Raw genomic sequence first — 17,399 nt, forward strand, 5'->3', positions numbered from 1 at the left:
CGCAAGCCAGGGCCGGCGCGATGTTTCACGATGCGCCAGCCCGCCGCCGGTTGGCCGCGGCGCGATGGCATCATGGCGGCCACCGCAGCGACGCAGGCCCGATTCGCGATGACCCAGTGGTACTACAGCGACAGCGAGCGCAACCGGCACGGACCGCTGGACGGCGAGGCGATGATCGAACGCCACCGCCGCGGCGAGCTGGGCGCGGACATCCTGGTCTGGCGCGACGGCATGAGCCAATGGCGGCCATGGCGGGAAGTGGCCGTCGAACTGATCGCCGATCCCGGCTTCGCCCCGGCCGGCCCGCCGGCTTCCGCGACCGCCTCCGCACCCGCGCCCGGCACCGCCGAAGCGGTCGGCGCGGGCACCGCGGCGGCGATCGCTGCCGCTATCGTCCAGGCCGAAGAGCGCCAGGACCCGCGCGCCGCCCGCCCCGATTCCGCGCAAAGCCACGCCGCGGCGCCCGCGCAGGCGAGCGCGGCGATGCCGGCGCAAGCCACCTCCGCTGACGCCGCCGCGCCCCCCTCCGAAGCTTCCGCCCCGGCCGGCGCCGACGTCCATTCGCCCTACGCCGCGCCGCGCGCCGGCGTGGCCGAGGACACCACCGTGGTGCAGGGGCTGGAAGTCGTCCATGCCGGCTTCTGGAAGCGATTGGCGGCGTACGTCATCGATTCGCTGCTGATCGGCATCACTTATTACGCCGTCAGCACGATGCTGTTCGTGCTCGTATTCGCCTCCGGCCTGTTCGGCGGCGACGCCGCCGCCTGGGCCCAAAACGCCGGCTCGGCGATCTGGATGCTGGTGGTGGCGGTCTACGTGATCATCGGCCTGATCAGCGTGGCTTATTACGTCGGTTTCGAGTCCTCGGCCATGCAGGCCACGCTGGGCAAGCTGGCGGTCGGGGTCAAGGTCGTCGATCGCGAAGGCCGGCGCCTGACCCGGATGCGCGCGCTCGGCCGCTGGGCCGCCAGCCTGCTGTCCTACGCCAGTTTGTGCGTGGGTTTCCTGCTGATCGCCTTCACCGACGGCAAGCGCGGCCTGCACGACATGGTCGCCAAGACCCAGGTCGTGGACCGCTGGGCCTACACTGCGCGTCCGCAGATGCAGCAGCGCACTCTCGGCCCGGTCGCCTGGGTCGTGCTGATCCTCGGAGGCTTGATGTGGTTGCTGGTGGTGGGTCTGGCGGTATTCGGTGCGATAGTCGCGGCGGCCGGTCATTGACCGGCTCGCCGAAGGCGTCACAGCGCGCTGAAACCTGAACAGGGCACACTCCATCACGCGATCTTCAAGCGTTTCGGTGCCACTTTATTGGGGTTTCCGGGGAGGCCGGGCTTGACAGCCGCGGCCGCCTCATGATTCCACTAGAAAAGGAAACCTGAACGCCCGCGGCCGAACGCTGCGGGCGTCGTCTTCTTAAATCCCCGCCTCGCACGGCCCCGGCCGGCGAAGCCGCCTCAACACAAGCAAGCAGTCGAGCAGCGCCCCGCCCCGGGCCTGCGGAGTAGCAATGGCCAAGAACCTCCTCATCGTCGAGTCGCCCGCCAAGGCCAAGACGATCAACAAGTACCTCGGCAAGGACTTCACCGTCCTGGCCTCCTACGGCCATGTCCGCGACCTGGTGCCGAAAGAGGGCGCGGTCGATCCAGACAATCACTTCGCGATGGACTACGCCGTCATCGAGAAGAACGAGAAACACGTAGACGCGATCGCCAAGGCCGCCAAGAGCGCCGACAACCTGTTCCTCGCGACCGACCCGGACCGCGAAGGCGAGGCGATCAGCTGGCACATCGGCGAGATCCTGCGCGAGCGCGGCCTGCTGGAAGGCAAGCCGCTGCAGCGCGTGGTGTTCACCGAGATCACGCCGCGCGCGATCAAGGAAGCGATGAGCCAGCCGCGCGCGATCGCCAGCGATCTGGTCGATGCGCAGCAGGCGCGGCGCGCCCTGGATTATCTGGTCGGCTTCAATCTCTCGCCGGTGCTGTGGCGCAAGGTGCAGCGCGGCCTGTCGGCCGGGCGCGTGCAATCGCCGGCGCTGCGCATGATCGTGGAGCGCGAGGAAGAGATCGAGGCCTTCGTCGCCCGCGAGTACTGGTCGATCGAAGCCGAGTGCGCGCATCCGCAGCAGGCCTTCACCGCCAAGCTCAACAAGTTCGACGGCAAGAAGTTCGAGCAGTTCACCATCACCGACGGCACCACGGCCGAAGACGCGCGCAAGCGCATCGTCGCCGCCGCCAACGGCGCGCTGCACGTCACCGACGTCACCAGCAAGGAACGCAAGCGCCGTCCGGCCGCGCCGTTCACCACCTCGACCCTGCAGCAGGAAGCCTCGCGCAAACTCGGCTTCACCACCTCGCGCACCATGCGCGTGGCGCAGAAGCTGTACGAGGGCATGGCGCTGGGCGACGAAGGCACCGTCGGCCTGATCAGTTACATGCGTACCGACTCGGTGAGCCTGTCGCAGGAAGCCGTCGCCGAAATCCGCGACGTGATCGCGCGCGACTTCGGCACCAAGGCGCTGCCCGACAAGCCCAACACCTACCAGACCAAGTCGAAGAACGCGCAGGAAGCGCACGAAGCGATCCGCCCGACCGCGGCGCTGCGCACGCCGGCGCAGGTCGCGCGCTTTCTCGACGACGACGGCCGCCGTTTGTACGAACTGATCTGGAAGCGCGCCGTCGCTTCGCAGATGGTGCCGGCCACGCTCAACACCGTCAGCGTCGATCTCGCCGCCGGCGCCGAGCACAGCTTCCGCGCCTCGGGCACGACCGTGATCGATCCGGGCTTCCTCGCCGTGTACGAGGAAGGCAAGGACGCCAAGGCCGCCGAGGACGAAGACGAAGGCCGCAAGCTGCCGCTGATGAAAGTCGGCGACCGCATTCCGCTCGATCAGATCCACGCCGACCAGCACTTCACCGAGCCGCCGCCGCGCTTCTCGGAAGCCTCGCTGGTCAAGACGCTCGAGGAATACGGCATCGGCCGTCCCTCGACCTACGCCTCGATCATCCAGACGCTGCTGTTCCGCAAATACGTCGAACTCGACAGCCGCCGCTTCCGCCCGACCGATGTCGGCCGCGCGGTATCGAAGTTCCTGTCCGGGCATTTCACCCAGTACGTCGACTACGACTTCACCGCCAAGCTCGAAGACGAGCTCGATGCGGTGTCGCGCGGCGAAGAGGAATGGGTGCCGCTGATGGAGCGGTTCTGGGGACCGTTCAAGCAACTGGTCGAAGACAAAAAGGAATCGGTCGATCGCAGCGAGGCCACCGGCGCGCGCGAGTTGGGCACCGATCCCAAGAGCGGCAAGCCGGTCAGCGTGCGCCTGGGCCGTTACGGGCCGTACGCGCAGATCGGCACCGCCGAGGACGAGGACAAGCCGACCTTCGCCTCCCTGCGCCCCGGCCAGAGCATGCACACGATTTCGCTCGAGGAATCGCTGGAGCTGTTCAAGCTGCCGCGCAAGCTGGGCCTGGACAAGGACGAGGAAGTCAGCGTCGGCGTCGGCCGTTTCGGCCCGTTCGCCAAGCGCGGCAGCGTCTACGCTTCGCTGAAGAAAGAAGACGATCCGTACACCATCGATCTGGCGCGCGCGGTATTCCTGATCGAGGAAAAGGAAGAGATCGCGCGCAACCGGATCATCAAGGAATTCGAAGGCAGCGACATCCAGGTGCTCAACGGCCGCTTCGGCCCCTACATCAGCGACGGCAAGCTCAACGGCCGCATCCCGAAGGATCGCGAACCCGCTTCGCTGACCCTGGAAGAAGTGGTCAAGCTGATGGAAGACACCGGCAAGCCGATGCGCGGGCGTTTCGGCAAGAAGGCCGCGGCGAAGAAAGTACCGGCCAAGAAGGCGGCGAAGAAGGTCGCGAAGAAAACCGTCGATGGCGAGGCGCCGGCCAAGAAGGCGGTGGTGAAGAAAGCCGCGGCGAAGAAGGCACCGGCCAAGAAAGCCGCGGAGAAGGTCGCGAAGAAAGCCGCGGCCAAGAAAGCGGTGAAGAAGGTCGTCAAGAAAGTCGCGGCGAAGTAATCGCCGCGACATCGCGCATCGGCCGCCACAGCGGACGGGCGATGCGACTAGTGAACGGGCGCCGTTTTGGCGCCCGTTTCATTTTGGGAATCGTCGCTTCGGCGATCGGGCCTGAAGGCCCTCGCACAAAAAACGCCGGGCGCTTCTCTGACTCTGCGCCGACACGCGCCGGCGCATCCACGAGGTCTCTTGTGGGAGGGCCTTCAGGCCCGACGCGCTGCAACAAATGCCAGCGACACCCTGTCGCAGCCACGCCTCCAACCCGTGACGCAGCTTCCGTTTCCGCCATCCCATCGACGACAACGCGGCGATCCGTGCGCCGCAGGCGACCGCTCGCACAGATTCGGCGCGCGGCCGCCACTAGGATCGGCCGCGAACAAGGGCGGGCCCGGCGGGCCACAGCCCGTCGAGACGCGATCTCAATCGCGCGAGCGGTCGCCATTACGAAACCTGCTGGGGGGTGTTGTTCACCTATCCCATCGACAGGAGTCGTCATGAACCGTGTCTCACGTTTTTCCCTGCTCTGCGCCGCCGTCGCCGTGTGCGCGTCCGCCTGGCCCGTGTCGTCCGCGTTCGCGCACGGCACCTTCGTCCATCCGCAGAGCCGCATCTACAAGTGTTACCTGGGCAATAAGGAAAACCCGACCGATCCGGCCTGCCGCGCCGCATGGGCGGTCGCTGGTCCGCAGTTGTTCTACGACTGGAACGGCATCAACCAGGCCAACGCCAACAGCAACCATCGCGCCGTGGTGCCCGACGGCACGTTGTGCGGCGGCAACAATTCGACCTTCCGCGGTCTGAACGTGGTGCGCAGCGACTGGCAGACCAGCAACGTGCGTTCGGGTTCGAGCTACACCTTCACCTTCTACGCCACCGCGCCGCACGCGACCAAGGACTGGACGTTCTACGTGACGCCGCAAGGCTGGAATCCGAACAGCACGCTGCGTTGGGGCGACCTGCAGCAGTTCTGCAAGACCGGCTCGGTGCCGCTGTCGGCCGGCAACAACTACCACATCACCTGCACCCTGCCCGCGCGCACCGGCCGCCACGTGATCTACAACACCTGGCAGCGCTCGGATTCCACCGAGGCGTTCTACACCTGCATGGACGTCAATTTCACCAACTCGCTCGCCGATGCGAAATCGCCGTGGCGCGAGTCGGGCAACTTGAACGTCGTCAACGACTATCCGGCCGGAACCGCGGTGACGTTGCGCGTGTTCAACGCCGACGGCAGCGATGCGGAGAAGATCGAAACCGTGCTCGGCGCGGGCGAAACCTCGGTGATGGATTGGCCGCGCAAGGTCGCCGAACAGGTCAACGCGCGCGCCCGCTTCGCCCGCATCGGCGAGCAGCGCGGCGGACAGGTGCAGGCGAAGGACGGAGCGAACAATCGCGTCTATCTGAGCGGCAACCGCTCCTACGCCTTCGATGTGCGGCTGCCGGAATCGGCCAAGCCGTTCGCCGATGAGCATGCTCATCACGATCATTGATATCGGCGGTTCGTGCACGATTCGCCGGCGAGGCCGGTGACGCGGCCTTAGCCCCCCGCCCGAACGCACTGCGTTCGGGCGGGGGGCGCCGCGGGAGAGGGAGTCCGAATCACGCTTGAAATCTCGACTGACTTTCGGCGTTTTTGTAGGAGGGGCTTCAGCCCCGATGCTTTCGGCTCAGCTCGCCGCGAAGTCCGGACGCCCCAACCCAGCCCCGCCGACATGCGACACTGCCCCGTCGCCACCGCGCTGATCTCCGCATGACCGACTTGAGCATCGAACAGGCCGCCGTCGCGCTCGCTCGCGGCGGAGTGATCGTCTATCCGACCGAAGCGGTCTGGGGCATCGGCTGCGATGCCGACAACCGCGTCGCGGTGCTGCGCCTGCTGGCGATCAAGCAACGGCCGGTGGACAAGGGCGTGATCCTGATCGCCGCATCCATGGAGCAGTTCGACGGCCTGATCGACTGGCCGGCCCTGGCGGACGAACGCGCCGAAGCGGTCCGCGCCAGCTGGCCCGGGCCGAACACCTGGGCGGTTCCGGCGACCGCCGCGGTGCCCCACTGGATTCGCGGCGATCACGACAGCGTCGCCGTGCGCGTCACCGCGCATCCGCAGGCGCGGGCGCTGTGCCAGGCGCACGGGCGCCCGATCGTCTCCACCAGCGCCAACCTCGCCGGCCATCCGCCGGCGTTCCAGCGCGATCAGCTCGATCGCGCCGTGCTCGCGCTCAGCGACGGCGTGTGCGCGGGCGAAACCGGCGGCCTGGCCGCGCCGACCCCGATCCGCCTGGCCCTGACCGGCGAGGTGCTGCGCGCCTGAGCGCGGCGATCCGCTCCGACTCCGACCCCGCTGCGAACGCGCCGCCGCCCCGACCTGGCTGCGACGCCTCCGGCGCTATCCTCGGGCTGTCCGCTTCGGAGCGCAGCCATGAACTCATTGCCCGCCTGGTCGGTCTGGGCGCTGCTGTCGGCGGTGTTCGCGGCCCTGACCGCGGTGCTGGCCAAAGTCGGCGTGCAGGGCGTGAGCGCCGACTACGCGACCCTGGTCCGCACCCTGGTGATCGTCGCGGTGCTGGCGCTGCTGGTGCCGATGAGCGGCCAGTGGGTCGATCCGCGCACGCTGCCGGCGCGTTCGCTGCTGTTCCTGGTGCTGTCGGGACTGGCCACCGGCGCCTCGTGGCTGTGCTACTACCGCGCACTCAAGCTCGGCGACGTGTCGCAGGTGGTGCCGGTGGACAAGCTCAGCGTGGTGCTGGCGGCGCTGTTCGCGGTGGCGTTCCTGGGCGACCGCCCCAGCGCGCGCGAATGGCTCGGGCTGCTGATGGTCGGCGGCGGTGTGCTGGTCCTGGTGTGGCGACGATGAGCGGCGGGTAAATCCGCGAATCCATGACCCGATTCGACTTTCCCCTAACGCGGAGGAGGCGCAAGATGCGCGCATGAACTCCACCCGTGCCCGCCGCTCCCGACTCGCACCGGCCGCCCTGGCCGGACTGTTGTTGGCCGGCGCGCTGCTCGGCGGCGCGAGCGCCGGCGACGCGCGAGCGGCCGACGTGTTGATTTACCGCTGCACCGACGATCGCGGCCAGCTGAGCCTGCGCGACACGCCCTGCGGCAACGGCCAGCGCCAGCAGACGGTGACCATGACCCGCCCGGTCGATCCGCCGCCGCGCGTCGTCGAAGCCTCGGCCACGCCCTCGCCCCGCCCCGCGGCCAGTTCCCGTCCGCAGGTGCTGATGATGCGCACCCCGCAAGCGTTGTACGACTGCGTGCGCCCGGACGGCAGCAGCTACACCAGCAGCAACGGCGACGGCAATCCGCGGATGATGCCGATCGTCGATCTGGGCTACGGCGTGCCGGTCTACAGCACCGGCACCTCGCTCGGCAGCCGCATCGGCGCACCGCAGCCGCGCCTGGGCGATCCGGGCGCGCGCATCGCCGTGTCCGGCCGTCACGGCAACGTCCAGTACGCCGGCAGCGCGCGTTCGGGCGGCTATTATTCCGGCGGCTACGATTACGGCTACGGCGTCTACTACGGCAGCCAGCTGGTGCGCGACGAATGCCGGCAACTGCCGCAGCAGGAAGTGTGCTCGCGCCTGCGCGACCAGCGCTACGAGGGCGACCGCCGCTACAACAGCGCGCTGCAGAGCGAGCGCGCCCGGATCACCCAGGACCAGCGCGTCATCGACGCGCAATTGAACGCCGATTGCGGAGCTTACTGATGCGCGTGTGGTTCATGTCCCTGCTGTTGCTGGCCAGCGCCGGCGCCCACGCACAAGGCAAGGTCGTCATCTATCGCTGCACCGACGCGCTGGGCCAGTTGACGGTGCAGAACAACACGCCGTGCCCGAAGGGCAGCCAGCAGGAAAAGCGCGTGATCGAAGACGCGCCGGTGTCGTCGGCGCCGCCGACCTTCATCACCTCGCCGGTCGCGCCCTACGCGCCGGCCAACGCGCCGCCGCCGCATCCGCCGGTGTCCTCGCAGTTGCCGTCGGTGGGCACGACCAAGCCCGCCGCCAGGCCGGCGGCGCCGAAAGCGCCGGCCGGCCCGGCCATCGCCGACGCCGACCGCCTGCCGCCGCCGGTATTGTTCGAATGCCGCACCTACGACGGCAGCCGCTACCTCAACGACGACGGCACGCCGCCGCAGCGCTGCGCGCAGTTGCAGACCACCGGCCTTGGCAGTGTCGGCAGCGGCACCGGCGTGGCCTGCCAGATGGTCGATGACCAATGCCAGCGCATCGCCGACGATCACTTGTGCGAGAACTGGAAACAGCGCCTGCGCGAAGCCCAGTCGGCGCTGCGCTTCGGCCGCGGCGACAGCCGCGACGCATCGGCGGCGGAGGTCGCGCGGATTCAGCGGATCGTGACTGAGAGTACCTGCGGCAAGTAAGCCGCTCGCGGCGTTCGCATTGGCGCAGTCGTCGGGCTGTGTCTGCACTCGTGGCGCAAACAGCGGCGAGTCTGCCTTACACATCCGTCCGCGGTCGTGCTGATCGTCCCTGGCACATTGCACTGCGACACTGCGATTCGCAGCTTCGGCATCACGCGTCGCCGGTCTGCGCCGCTCAGAACCCGTAACGCGAAAACCCGCCGTCCACCGCGATGCATTCGCCGGTGATGTAGCCCGACGCCGGCAGACACAGGAACGCCACGGCCGCGGCGACTTCCTCGGCTTCGCCGATGCGGCCCAGCGGCGTGCGCAGCAGCACTTCGTCGAGATAGTCCGGGTCGGCCAGTTTGTCGGAGGTGCGGCGGGTGCGGATGTACCACGGCGCCACCGCGTTGACGCGCACGCCGTCCTCGGCCCATTCCACCGCGAGGTTGCGGGTCATCTGGTGCATCGCCGCCTTGCTCATGCCGTAGGGCGCGCCGGTGCGCACGTGCAGGTTGCCCGAGACACTGCCGACGTTGACGATGCTCGACGCGGCGTGGCGGGTCAGCAGCGCGTAGGCGTAGCGCGACAGTTCGAAGGCCGAGAACAGGTTGATCTCGAAGATCTGCCGCCACTCGTCCTCGGTGTAGTCGGTGGTGGCCTTGCTGAGGTTGCCGCCGGCGTTGTTGACCAGGATGTGCAGGCCTTCGCCGAAGTCCTCGACCCAGTCCAGCAATTCGCGCCGCTGTTCGTCGTCGGCGACGTCGGCGACGAAGCCCTGCACCTCGCGCTCGGGAAAGTCCTCCAGCAATTCGGCCCGCGCCGATTCCAGCGCGGTCGCGTCGCGCGCGGCCAGCAGCACGTCGGCGCCGAAGCCCAGCAGTTCGCGCGCGATCGCCCGGCCGATGCCGGCGCTGCCGCCGGTGACCAGCGCGAGTTGCCCGTCCAATCGCCAACGCTTGGGGTCCATGGGGTTCTCCGTGTGCAGTGACCGTGCCGTGGTTCGACGCGCGACGCGCGCGACCGGCGTAGCATAACGGCCGGACCGTCCCGAGGATGCCGCGATGAACCCCAGCCGGATCGTATCCACCCTGGCCTGCGCCGCGCTGTGCTGCGCGCTGGGCGCGTGCTCCAAGCCGCAGCCGCCGGAGAAAGAGCGCCCGGTCGATCCGCAGGCCACGCAGATGCGCGATGCGATCCAGCAGCCGATCCAGAAGGCCAAGGCGGTGGAAGGCGCGGTCGATGAGGGCGCGCAACACACCCGCGACGCGATCGACGCCGCCGGCGGTTGAGTCGGCTGTGCGAACGCCGGGCGGCCGCGATAGGCGGGCCGCTGGCTGAATTCGCTTGAGAGCTTTTGTAGGAGGGGCTTCAGCCCCGATGCTTTCGGCTCAGCTCGCCGTTGCGGCCGGGCGCGCGGCCCTCACCCCAACCCTCTCCCGCACAGCGGGAGAGGGAGCCCAAATCGCGCTTGGAAACTCAACTGATTTCCGGAATCTTTTGTGGGAGGGGCTTCAGCCCCGATGCTTTCGGCTCAGTTCGCCGCGAAGCCCGGGCACACCGCCCTCATCCTAGCTCTGCCCAGCCCCAGCCCCGCCCGAACGCATCGCGTTCGGGCGTTCCGCGCCGCACGAGCCAACAGTTCGCAAGCGCGCCCCCTCACCCCGCTGCGCGGGAGAGGGACGCAAACCTCACAGCTCGCAGAAGCAATACGCCAGCGCCTTCACCGGCACGCCGCTGGTGGGCTTGATCGCGCTTTCGACGAAACGCAGGTCGGACGCGGTCTGCGGCAACGCCTTGGCCAGCAGGCTGCGGGCGAGGTCCGAACGCCCCAGCAGCGCGCTGCCGGCATTGCTGGAAGCGAAGCCGGCGAAGAAGCGCTCGAACGGCGACGGCATCTTCTCCACGTAACGCACGCGGTAATCGCCGGCCTTGCCGAGCTTGGCGCGCGCGGCGACGTCGTCGATCGCGTTCTGCAGTCCGCCCAGGTCATCGACCAGTCCGCGTTCCTTCGCCTGCGCGCCGCTCCACACGCGGCCGCGGGCGATCGCGTCGATCTCTTCCACCGGCTTCTTGCGCGCGGCGGCGACGCGACCGGTGAAGTCGGCGTAGCCCTTGTTGATGATGGTCTGGATCACCTGGCCGACTTCCGGCGCCAGCGGCCGGGTAATGTCGAAGGAACCGGCGAAGCGCGTGGTGCCGACGCCGTCGGTATGCACGCCGATCTTCTCCAGCGCGCGCGGCACGGTCGGGATCATGCCGAAGATGCCGATCGAACCGGTGATGGTCGACGGATCGGCGTAGATCTTGTCGGCGTTCATCGAGATCCAGTAACCGCCCGAAGCGGCCAGATCGCCCATCGACACCACCACCGGCTTGCCGGCGGCCTTGAGCGCGACGATCTCGCGGCGGATCTGCTCGGAAGCGAACACCTCGCCGCCGGGCGAATCCACCCGCAGCACCAGCGCCTTCACGTTCTCGTCGTCGCGCGCATCGCGCAGCAACGCCGCGGTGGACACGCCGCCGATCGAGCCGGGCGGCTGCTCGCCACCGCTGATTTCGCCCGCGGCCACGACGATGGCGACCTGCGGACGCTGGTCGGCCGGATTGAGCGTGCGGTCCAGGCCGGCGACGTAGGCGTCCATGGCGATCTGACGGAAGCCGCCTTCGGCGTCTTCGTCGGCGACGCCGCGCTTGGTCAGCATCTCATCGACTTCTTCGCGGGTCTTGAGCCCGTCGATCAGCTTCAGGCCCAGCGCGTACTTGCCCATGTCGCCCTTGACCGCGTCCAGCCGCTGCGGCAGTTCGTCGATCGAGGCGATGAGGTCGGCCGGCTTGAGCTTGCGCGCCTTGGCCACGTCGTCGAGATACCGCGTCCACAGGTCGTTCATCCAGAACAGATCGGCGGTCTTGGAGTCTTCCGAAGCGGCATCGAGGATGTACGGCTCGGCGGCGGACTTGTACTCGCCGACGCGGAACAGGTGCACGTCCACGCCGAGCTTGTCCTGCAGGCCTTCGCGGTAGTACTGGCGATAGCGGCCCAGGCCCTCGAGCATCATCCCGCCCATCGGGTCGAGGAACACTTCGTTGGCCTGCGCGGCGATCAGGTACTGCTTCTGGTCCATGGTCTCGGCGAAGGCGATGACTTCCTTCTTGCTCGCCCGCACCCGCGCCACCGCGGCGGCGACATCGCGCAGCGAGGCCATGCCGGTGCCCTGCAGCTTGTCCAGGCGCAGCACGACGCGCTCGATGCGCTTGTCGTCCTTGGCCGCGTCCAGCGCGCGGATCACGTCGCGCAGCTGCACTTCCGGGGTCTTGTCGCCGAAGGCGCGGCTGAGCGCGCGCGAGGCCGGGTCGCTGCTGTACTGCTCCACCAGCGCGCCTTCCGGGGCGATCACCAGGGTGGTGCGTTCCAGCAACGGCTTGACGCCCCCGCCGAGGCTCAGCGCGGCCAGGAAAAACAGCAGGAAACCGAAGAACAGCAGGTTGAAGACCAACCGGCGGGTGAAGTTCATCGTGTCCCAGACGCCGATGAAGAAACGGGCCAAAGGCCCGCGACGTGGGGAGGTATCGTTCATTGGCACAGGCTCCATGTGTACGGCTCAGACTAACCCGGCACGGGGCGGGGTTTCACCCGCCATTCGTAACTGTGAAGGCTGGGAATCGGGAATCGGGAATGGGGAATCGGAAGATCAAGGGCGAAAGCCGGGATTCCGCGCTTCTGCCTTTCCCGATTCCCGACTCCCGACTCCCATTCCCGCCCTCAGGTGCACCCGGTTTCGTGCGGATCGACCTCGTGCGGGTACTCGCTGGCCATCCGCGCGGCCAGCCGGTCGGGCTGGCTGGAGCGGATGAACCGCGCGCACAGCAGCACCGAGGCCACGGTCAGGCCGGCGATCAGGCCGATCCACATGCCCTTCGGGCCCCAGTTGAGGCCCAGGCCGAGGAAGGCGCCCACCGGCATGCCCACGCCCCAGTAGGCCAGCGCCGCCAGGACCATCGGCACCCGGGTGTCCTTGAGCCCGCGCAGGGCGCCGGCGGAAAGCACCTGAATGCCGTCGGGGAACTGGAACATCGCCGAATACAGCAGCAAGGACGCGGCCAGGGTCGCGACCGCGGCGTCGGCGGTGTAGAAGCTCACCAGCAGATCGTTCGCGGTCAGCAGCAAGATGCCCGACACCAGTTGGGTGCCGATCACGATCGCGTACCCGGCCAGCCCGGCGTAGCGCACGCCGGCGTAGTCGCGCCGGCCCAGCGCGTGGCCGACCCGCACCGTGGTCGCCTCGGCCAGCCCCATCGGCACCATGAAGCACAGCGCGGACAGGTTGATCGCGATCTGATGCGCCGACGCCGGCACCTCGCCCAGGCGCCCGATCAGCAGCGCGGTGACGATGAACAGACTGCCTTCCATCAGCACGGTCACGCCGATCGGCAGGCCGGTCGCGAGCAGGCCGCGGATGGTCGGCCAATGCGGTTTGTCGAAGCGCTCGAACAAGCGCAGGTCGGCGAAGCGCCGGGCGCTGCGCAGCACCAGGAAGAAACCGATCGCCTGCACCCACAGCATCACCGCCGAGGCGATGCCGAGCCCGCCCGCGCCCATTTCCGGCAGGCCGAACTTGCCGAAGGTCAGCACATAGCCCAGCGGCAGCAGCACCAGCAGGCCGCCGGCGCTGAGCAGCATGGTCGGCAAGGTCCAGTGCAGGCCTTCGCTGAGATAGCGCATGCAGAAGAACAGCGTCAGCGCCGGCACGCCCCAACGGATGCCGTGGAGGAAGTCGCGCGCGCCGGGAATGATCTCCGCGGCGATGCCCATCGCCGCCAGCGCATGCGGGATGAAAGTCAGAAACGCAAACAAAAACACGCTCAGCAGCACCGCCATCCACAGCGCCTGACGGAACAGCGCGCCGATCTCGCCGCGCCGGCCGGCGCCTTCGAGTTGCGACACCGACGGCGGCACCGACAGCAAGGTGCCGATCGGGACCATCATCGGCAGCCACCACAACGCGGTGCCGATCGTCACCGAGGCCAGCGTGGTGGTGCTGTGGTGGCCGGCCAGGGTGTTATCGACGAAGCCGATCAGGCCGGTGGAGACGTGGCCGGCGACCAGCGGCGCGGCCAGGACCAGGGTCGTGCGGATCTCGCCGGCCAGGCCGGCGCGGGAGAGGGAGGAGGATGACGCGGACATTGTGTGGGACCAACGGCACGACTGCGGCCGCGCATCCGGTCTAGGGCGCTGGCGCCGGGTCGCGGCGGACGGCTATCTTACCCGCTCGAAAGTGAAGGCCGGGGAGCCTCTAACTCGACCGCCAATGAGCGCAACTTCTTCTTCAGACTCCAGCCACGCCGACGGCCCTGCCGCCCACGGCCAGCACGACCTGACCCACTGCGAAAACTGCAAGACTCAGCTGCACGGGCATTACTGCTACGAGTGCGGCCAGTCGGTGGTCAATCCGATCCGCCACGTCGGCCACGCGCTGGAGGAAGTGTTCGAGTCGTTCTGGCACCTGGACGGCCGCATTTTCCGCACCTTGCGCGATCTGCTCTCGCCGGGCCGGGTCGCCCTGAACTACATCGCCGGCCATCGCGTGCGCTATGTCGCGCCGCTGCGGTTGTTCGTGATCGTTTCGGTGCTGACCTTCTTCGTCGCCCAGTTCGCGATCCATATCGACGAAGCCAACCAGTTCATCAACATCACCAATCTGCAGGACGGCACGGTCCGCCTGGGCAATTCCAAGAGTCTGATCAAACGATCCGACAGCATCGCCGAGGTCGAGGAAGTACGCACGCGCGCCCTCAAGGGCCTGCAGGCCGCCAGCGCTCAGGTGCCGGCCGAGGCGCGCAACGCCATCGACAAGTCGATCCAGGCGCTCAATCGCCAGGCCGACAAGCGCATCGACACGCTGCGCGTGGAAAGGCAGCTCGACGGCGCGCAGGTCGCCGCGCTCAAAGCCCAGGGCCAGCGCGCGGCGGCCACCTCGGACAGCGACAGCGTCCTCCAGGCCAAGACCCTGGCCGAAGTGGAAAGCGCGCGCGACACCCGCATCGCCCAGACGATGCAAAACGATCCGGCGAAGCGGGAGCCGCAGTCGGACATGGCGATCGCGCGCGGCAACAAGATCCGCACCATCAACGCCGAAGCCGGTTGCCGCATCGCCCAGTTGCAGCGCGAACACGCGCAGGCCAGCGAAGGCGCGAGCGCGCGCAAGTCCGATTTCGACCGCTACGGCGAGGCCGATTGCGACGACATCGGCGATCCGCTGTCGTTCAACGGCAAGCCCTGGAACGCGACCAGCAATCCGCTCATCGTCAGCTGGTGGCCGAAGTTCGCCAACGACTGGCTCAACAAGCAGGTCGGCCGCGGCGAGGCCAACATCAAGCGGCTGACGAAGGAGCCCTGGCGCTACGTGCACGCCCTGATCAGCGCCGTCCCGACCGCGCTGTTCCTGATGGTGCCGCTGTTCGCGCTGCTGCTGAAGCTGGCCTACCTGGGCTCGGGCCGCGGTTATCTGGAGCATCTGGCGATCGCGTTGTACAGCCACGTCTACCTGTGCCTGCTGCTGCTGGCGATGTTCGTGCTGATGCTGCTGGGCGGCGCGATCACGCCGCACTGGAGCAGCTTCGGCTGGATCAATGGCCTGGGCATCGGCCTGATATGGACGTGGATGCCGCTTTATCTGCTGATCATGCAAAAGCGCGTATACGGCAACGGCTGGCCGCTGACCCTGATTCGCTACACCGTGGTGGGTTCGCTGTACTTCGTGCTGATGTGCACGGTCGCGGTGTTCCTGGCGATCAGCGCGATCGTGCGGATGTGAGCGGCGTGGACGCCCTGGGCGGCGGGCTGATCTACGAGGTCAATCTCGACCTCGACGCCGCCATCGCCGACGACTATCTGGCCTGGTTGCGTCCGCACATGCGCGAGCTGTGCGCGCTGCCGGGCTTCATCGACGCCCGCCTGCACGCGGTGGACGAACCGGCGGCCGACCCCGACCGCGCCGCGTGGTGCGTGCACTACCGCCTGCGCGATCAGGCCGCGCTCGACGACTACCTGCGCGACCACGCCCCGCGCCTGCGCGCCGACGGCATGGCGCGTTTCGGCGGCCGCTTCAACGCCTCGCGCCGGGTGCTGCGGGCGATGGCGGGCTGAGGCGACGCGGTAATCGGCGAAGTCTTTTGTAGGAGGGGCTTCAGCCCCGATGCTTTTCGGCCAGTGCCGGGCAGCGCCCCACTGGCAAGCGCATCGCGAATTGAGCCAAGAGCATCGGGGCTGAAGCCCCTCCTACAAAAGCGCCGGTACGTACAACCGCACCGCAATCGCCGCCGCGCGATCAACGCGTCAAGGCATCGACGCCCGCCCGCACGCGGTGGACGAACCGGCGGCCGACCCTGGCCGCGCCGAGTGCTGCGGGCGATGGCGGACTGAGGCGACGCGATAAATCGTGAAACGCGTTCGCGCCTGTGAGTAATCCTGCGGCTTAACCGCGATTTGGCGAGGTCTTTTGTAGGAGGGGCTTCAGCCCCGATGCTTTTCGGCCAGTGCCGGCAGCGCCCCACTGGCAAGCGCATCGCGAATTGAGCCAAGAGCATCGGGGCTGAAGCCCCTCCTACAAAAGCGCCGATGCGTACAACCGCAGCGCGGTCGCCGCCGCGCGATCAACGCGTCAAGGCATCGACGCCCGCCTGCACGCGGTGGACGAACCGGCGGCCGACCCCGCCGCGCCAGGTGCTGCGGGCGATGGCGGACTGAGGCGACGCGGTCAACCGTGAAACGCGTTCGCGCCTGTGAGTAATCCTGCGGCTTAACCGCGATTTGGCGAGGTCTTTTGTAGGAGGGGCTTCAGCCCCGATGCTTTTCGGCCAGTGCCGGGCAGCGCCCCACTGGCAAGCGCATCGCGAATTGAGCCAAGAGCATCGGGGCTGAAGCCCCTCCTACAAAAGCGCCGGTGCGTGCAACCGCAGCGCGGTCGCCGCCGCGCGATCAACGCGTCAAGGCATCGACGCCCGCCCGCACGCGGTGGACGAACCGGCGGCCGACCCCGGCCACACCAGGTGCTACGGGCGATGGCGGATTGAGGCGACGCGGTAAATCGTGAAACGCATTCGCGCCTGAGTAATCCTGCGGCTTAACCGCGATTTGGCGAGGTCTTTTGTAGGAGGGGCTTCAGCCCCGATGCTTTTCGGCCAGTGCCGGGCAACGCTCCACTGGCAAGCGCATCGCGAATTGAGCCAAGAGCATCGGGGCTGAAGCCCCTCCCACAAAAGCGCCGGTGCGTGCAACCGCACCGCGATCACCGCCGCGCGATCAGCGCGTCAAGGCATCGCTCAGCCATGCCGCGCGTTGCGCGGGTGGCGCGGCGAGCAGGCCGGCGCGCAGCCGCTCGCGATCCTGCGGCTGGGTGCGCTGCGCCAGCACGGCCAGATCCTTGCGCTGCGCCGGGGTGAGCCCGCGCAACGCCGCCAGCATCGCCGCGTGCTGGGCTTCGGGCAGCTGCGCTAGCAAGGGCTGCAGCGCCGGGTAATCGGCGCCGAGCGCGGGGCCGAGCAGCCAGCCGCGGCGTTCGCTGCGATCGATCGCCTCGAACTGCGCGCGCAACGCCTGCTGCTGATCGGCCGGCAACGCGGCGAACCGCGCGGCCGCGGCCTGCACCTGGGCGCGCTCGTCGGCGCTCAGGGCCTGCCAGGCCAGATACCGCTCGCGACGCTCGCCGCGCTGCTGCGCGCTCAGCTCGCCCCATTGCGCGGCGCGCTGGCCGAACTCGCGGCGCTGGTCTTCGTTCCACGCATCCCAGCGCTGGCCGTTCGCCTGCAACCGCGCCTGCGCGGCGGGCGGCAGGCGGGCCAGGGTTTCGCTCAACTCCGGCGGCAGCGCCTGCGCCGGCAGCAGGGCGGCGACGGCGACCGCCGCCGTGGCGGCGAGCGCTCGCAGCGAGCGGGCGGAATGGATGCGGGGCATCACTCGCCCTCCTGAGTATCGGTTTCCGAGCCCTGCGGCACGGCGCCGGCCGGCGCCGT

At 68.4% G+C, this 17,399-nt stretch carries 14 protein-coding genes; 10 read left to right on the plus strand and 4 right to left on the minus strand.

What is annotated here, in order from left to right; genetic code table 11:
* Nucleotides 1–72 precede the first annotated feature (72 nt).
* The 7 genes from J7J50_RS06515 (at nt 73) to J7J50_RS06545 (ending at nt 8,405) form a co-directional block, all read left to right on the plus strand.
* Nucleotides 73–1,221: an RDD family protein gene (locus J7J50_RS06515; RefSeq protein ID WP_215056114.1), complete on the plus strand. Its 1,149-nt coding sequence runs from the start codon at nt 73–75 to the stop codon at nt 1,219–1,221.
* Between the two features lie 286 nt (nt 1,222–1,507).
* Entirely contained in the window at nt 1,508–4,024 is a 2,517-nt protein-coding gene (locus J7J50_RS06520; protein WP_215056113.1) for a DNA topoisomerase I, read from the plus strand.
* A 494-nt stretch (nt 4,025–4,518) separates the two neighbouring features.
* Nucleotides 4,519–5,514 carry a lytic polysaccharide monooxygenase gene (locus J7J50_RS06525; protein WP_215056112.1) on the plus strand — a complete coding sequence of 332 codons (996 nt, stop codon included), beginning with the start codon at nt 4,519–4,521 and terminating at the stop codon, nt 5,512–5,514.
* 260 nt (nt 5,515–5,774) lie between these two features.
* Nucleotides 5,775–6,335, plus strand: coding sequence for a Sua5/YciO/YrdC/YwlC family protein (locus J7J50_RS06530; RefSeq protein ID WP_215056111.1), 561 nt, complete (start codon nt 5,775–5,777; stop codon nt 6,333–6,335).
* Between the two features lie 108 nt (nt 6,336–6,443).
* Entirely contained in the window at nt 6,444–6,878 is a 435-nt protein-coding gene (locus J7J50_RS06535) for an EamA family transporter (RefSeq protein WP_215056110.1), read from the plus strand.
* Nucleotides 6,879–6,951: 73 nt separating this feature from the next.
* The gene (locus J7J50_RS06540; protein WP_215056109.1) at nt 6,952–7,734 is read left to right on the plus strand and encodes a DUF4124 domain-containing protein; all 783 of its coding nucleotides are present in this window, start codon (nt 6,952–6,954) and stop codon (nt 7,732–7,734) included.
* On the plus strand, nt 7,734–8,405 hold the full coding sequence (locus tag J7J50_RS06545; protein WP_215056108.1) for a DUF4124 domain-containing protein: 672 nt from the start codon (nt 7,734–7,736) through the stop codon (nt 8,403–8,405). The genes J7J50_RS06540 and J7J50_RS06545 overlap by 1 nt, the downstream gene beginning before the upstream one ends.
* 175 nt (nt 8,406–8,580) lie before the next feature.
* Here J7J50_RS06545 and J7J50_RS06550 read toward each other — a convergent pair whose 3' ends face one another.
* Nucleotides 8,581–9,357, minus strand: a complete 777-nt coding sequence (locus J7J50_RS06550) for an SDR family oxidoreductase (protein WP_057944813.1) — start codon at nt 9,355–9,357, stop codon at nt 8,581–8,583.
* Between the two features lie 94 nt (nt 9,358–9,451).
* On the opposite strand from J7J50_RS06550, the gene J7J50_RS06555 reads away from it, so the two are divergent.
* Complete coding sequence (locus tag J7J50_RS06555; RefSeq protein WP_215056107.1) at nt 9,452–9,679, plus strand: hypothetical protein; 228 nt, start codon at nt 9,452–9,454, stop codon at nt 9,677–9,679.
* A gap of 399 nt (nt 9,680–10,078) precedes the next feature.
* Here the strand turns inward: J7J50_RS06555 and sppA are convergent, their stop codons facing one another.
* On the minus strand, nt 10,079–11,965 hold the full coding sequence (sppA, locus tag J7J50_RS06560) for a signal peptide peptidase SppA (protein WP_215056106.1): 1,887 nt from the start codon (nt 11,963–11,965) through the stop codon (nt 10,079–10,081).
* 185 nt (nt 11,966–12,150) lie between these two features.
* Nucleotides 12,151–13,572 carry an MATE family efflux transporter gene (locus J7J50_RS06565; protein ID WP_215056105.1) on the minus strand — a complete coding sequence of 474 codons (1,422 nt, stop codon included), beginning with the start codon at nt 13,570–13,572 and terminating at the stop codon, nt 12,151–12,153.
* A gap of 124 nt (nt 13,573–13,696) precedes the next feature.
* Here J7J50_RS06565 and J7J50_RS06570 point away from each other — a divergent pair, with 124 nt between their 5' ends.
* Both J7J50_RS06570 and J7J50_RS06575 read left to right on the plus strand, forming a co-directional pair.
* Nucleotides 13,697–15,202, plus strand: coding sequence for a DUF3667 domain-containing protein (locus J7J50_RS06570; protein ID WP_215056104.1), 1,506 nt, complete (start codon nt 13,697–13,699; stop codon nt 15,200–15,202).
* Between the two features lie 5 nt (nt 15,203–15,207).
* Nucleotides 15,208–15,534 carry a DUF4286 family protein gene (locus J7J50_RS06575; RefSeq protein WP_215056103.1) on the plus strand — a complete coding sequence of 109 codons (327 nt, stop codon included), beginning with the start codon at nt 15,208–15,210 and terminating at the stop codon, nt 15,532–15,534.
* A 1,155-nt stretch (nt 15,535–16,689) separates the two neighbouring features.
* Here J7J50_RS06575 and J7J50_RS06580 read toward each other — a convergent pair.
* On the minus strand, nt 16,690–17,340 hold the full coding sequence (locus tag J7J50_RS06580) for a DUF3106 domain-containing protein (protein ID WP_215056102.1): 651 nt from the start codon (nt 17,338–17,340) through the stop codon (nt 16,690–16,692).
* Nucleotides 17,341–17,399: the final 59 nt, after the last annotated feature.

It is taken from the genome of Lysobacter sp. ISL-50 (genome assembly GCF_018612875.1).
Taxonomy (GTDB): domain Bacteria; phylum Pseudomonadota; class Gammaproteobacteria; order Xanthomonadales; family Xanthomonadaceae; genus Lysobacter.

Bases quoted from the DNA above. Each gene is read 5' to 3' on its own strand.
- J7J50_RS06570 (WP_215056104.1), top strand. From the start codon at position 13,697: ATGAGCGCAACTTCTTCTTCAGACTCCAGCCACGCCGACGGCCCTGCC.
- J7J50_RS06565 (WP_215056105.1), bottom strand. From the start codon at position 13,572: ATGTCCGCGTCATCCTCCTCCCTCTCCCGCGCCGGCCTGGCCGGCGAG.
- J7J50_RS06525 (WP_215056112.1), top strand. From the start codon at position 4,519: ATGAACCGTGTCTCACGTTTTTCCCTGCTCTGCGCCGCCGTCGCCGTG.
- J7J50_RS06530 (WP_215056111.1), top strand. From the start codon at position 5,775: ATGACCGACTTGAGCATCGAACAGGCCGCCGTCGCGCTCGCTCGCGGC.
- J7J50_RS06520 (WP_215056113.1), top strand. From the start codon at position 1,508: ATGGCCAAGAACCTCCTCATCGTCGAGTCGCCCGCCAAGGCCAAGACG.
- J7J50_RS06515 (WP_215056114.1), top strand. From the start codon at position 73: ATGGCGGCCACCGCAGCGACGCAGGCCCGATTCGCGATGACCCAGTGG.
- J7J50_RS06555 (WP_215056107.1), top strand. From the start codon at position 9,452: ATGAACCCCAGCCGGATCGTATCCACCCTGGCCTGCGCCGCGCTGTGC.
- J7J50_RS06540 (WP_215056109.1), top strand. From the start codon at position 6,952: ATGAACTCCACCCGTGCCCGCCGCTCCCGACTCGCACCGGCCGCCCTG.
- sppA (WP_215056106.1), bottom strand. From the start codon at position 11,965: ATGAACGATACCTCCCCACGTCGCGGGCCTTTGGCCCGTTTCTTCATC.
- J7J50_RS06580 (WP_215056102.1), bottom strand. From the start codon at position 17,340: ATGCCCCGCATCCATTCCGCCCGCTCGCTGCGAGCGCTCGCCGCCACG.
- J7J50_RS06535 (WP_215056110.1), top strand. From the start codon at position 6,444: ATGAACTCATTGCCCGCCTGGTCGGTCTGGGCGCTGCTGTCGGCGGTG.
- J7J50_RS06550 (WP_057944813.1), bottom strand. From the start codon at position 9,357: ATGGACCCCAAGCGTTGGCGATTGGACGGGCAACTCGCGCTGGTCACC.
- J7J50_RS06545 (WP_215056108.1), top strand. From the start codon at position 7,734: ATGCGCGTGTGGTTCATGTCCCTGCTGTTGCTGGCCAGCGCCGGCGCC.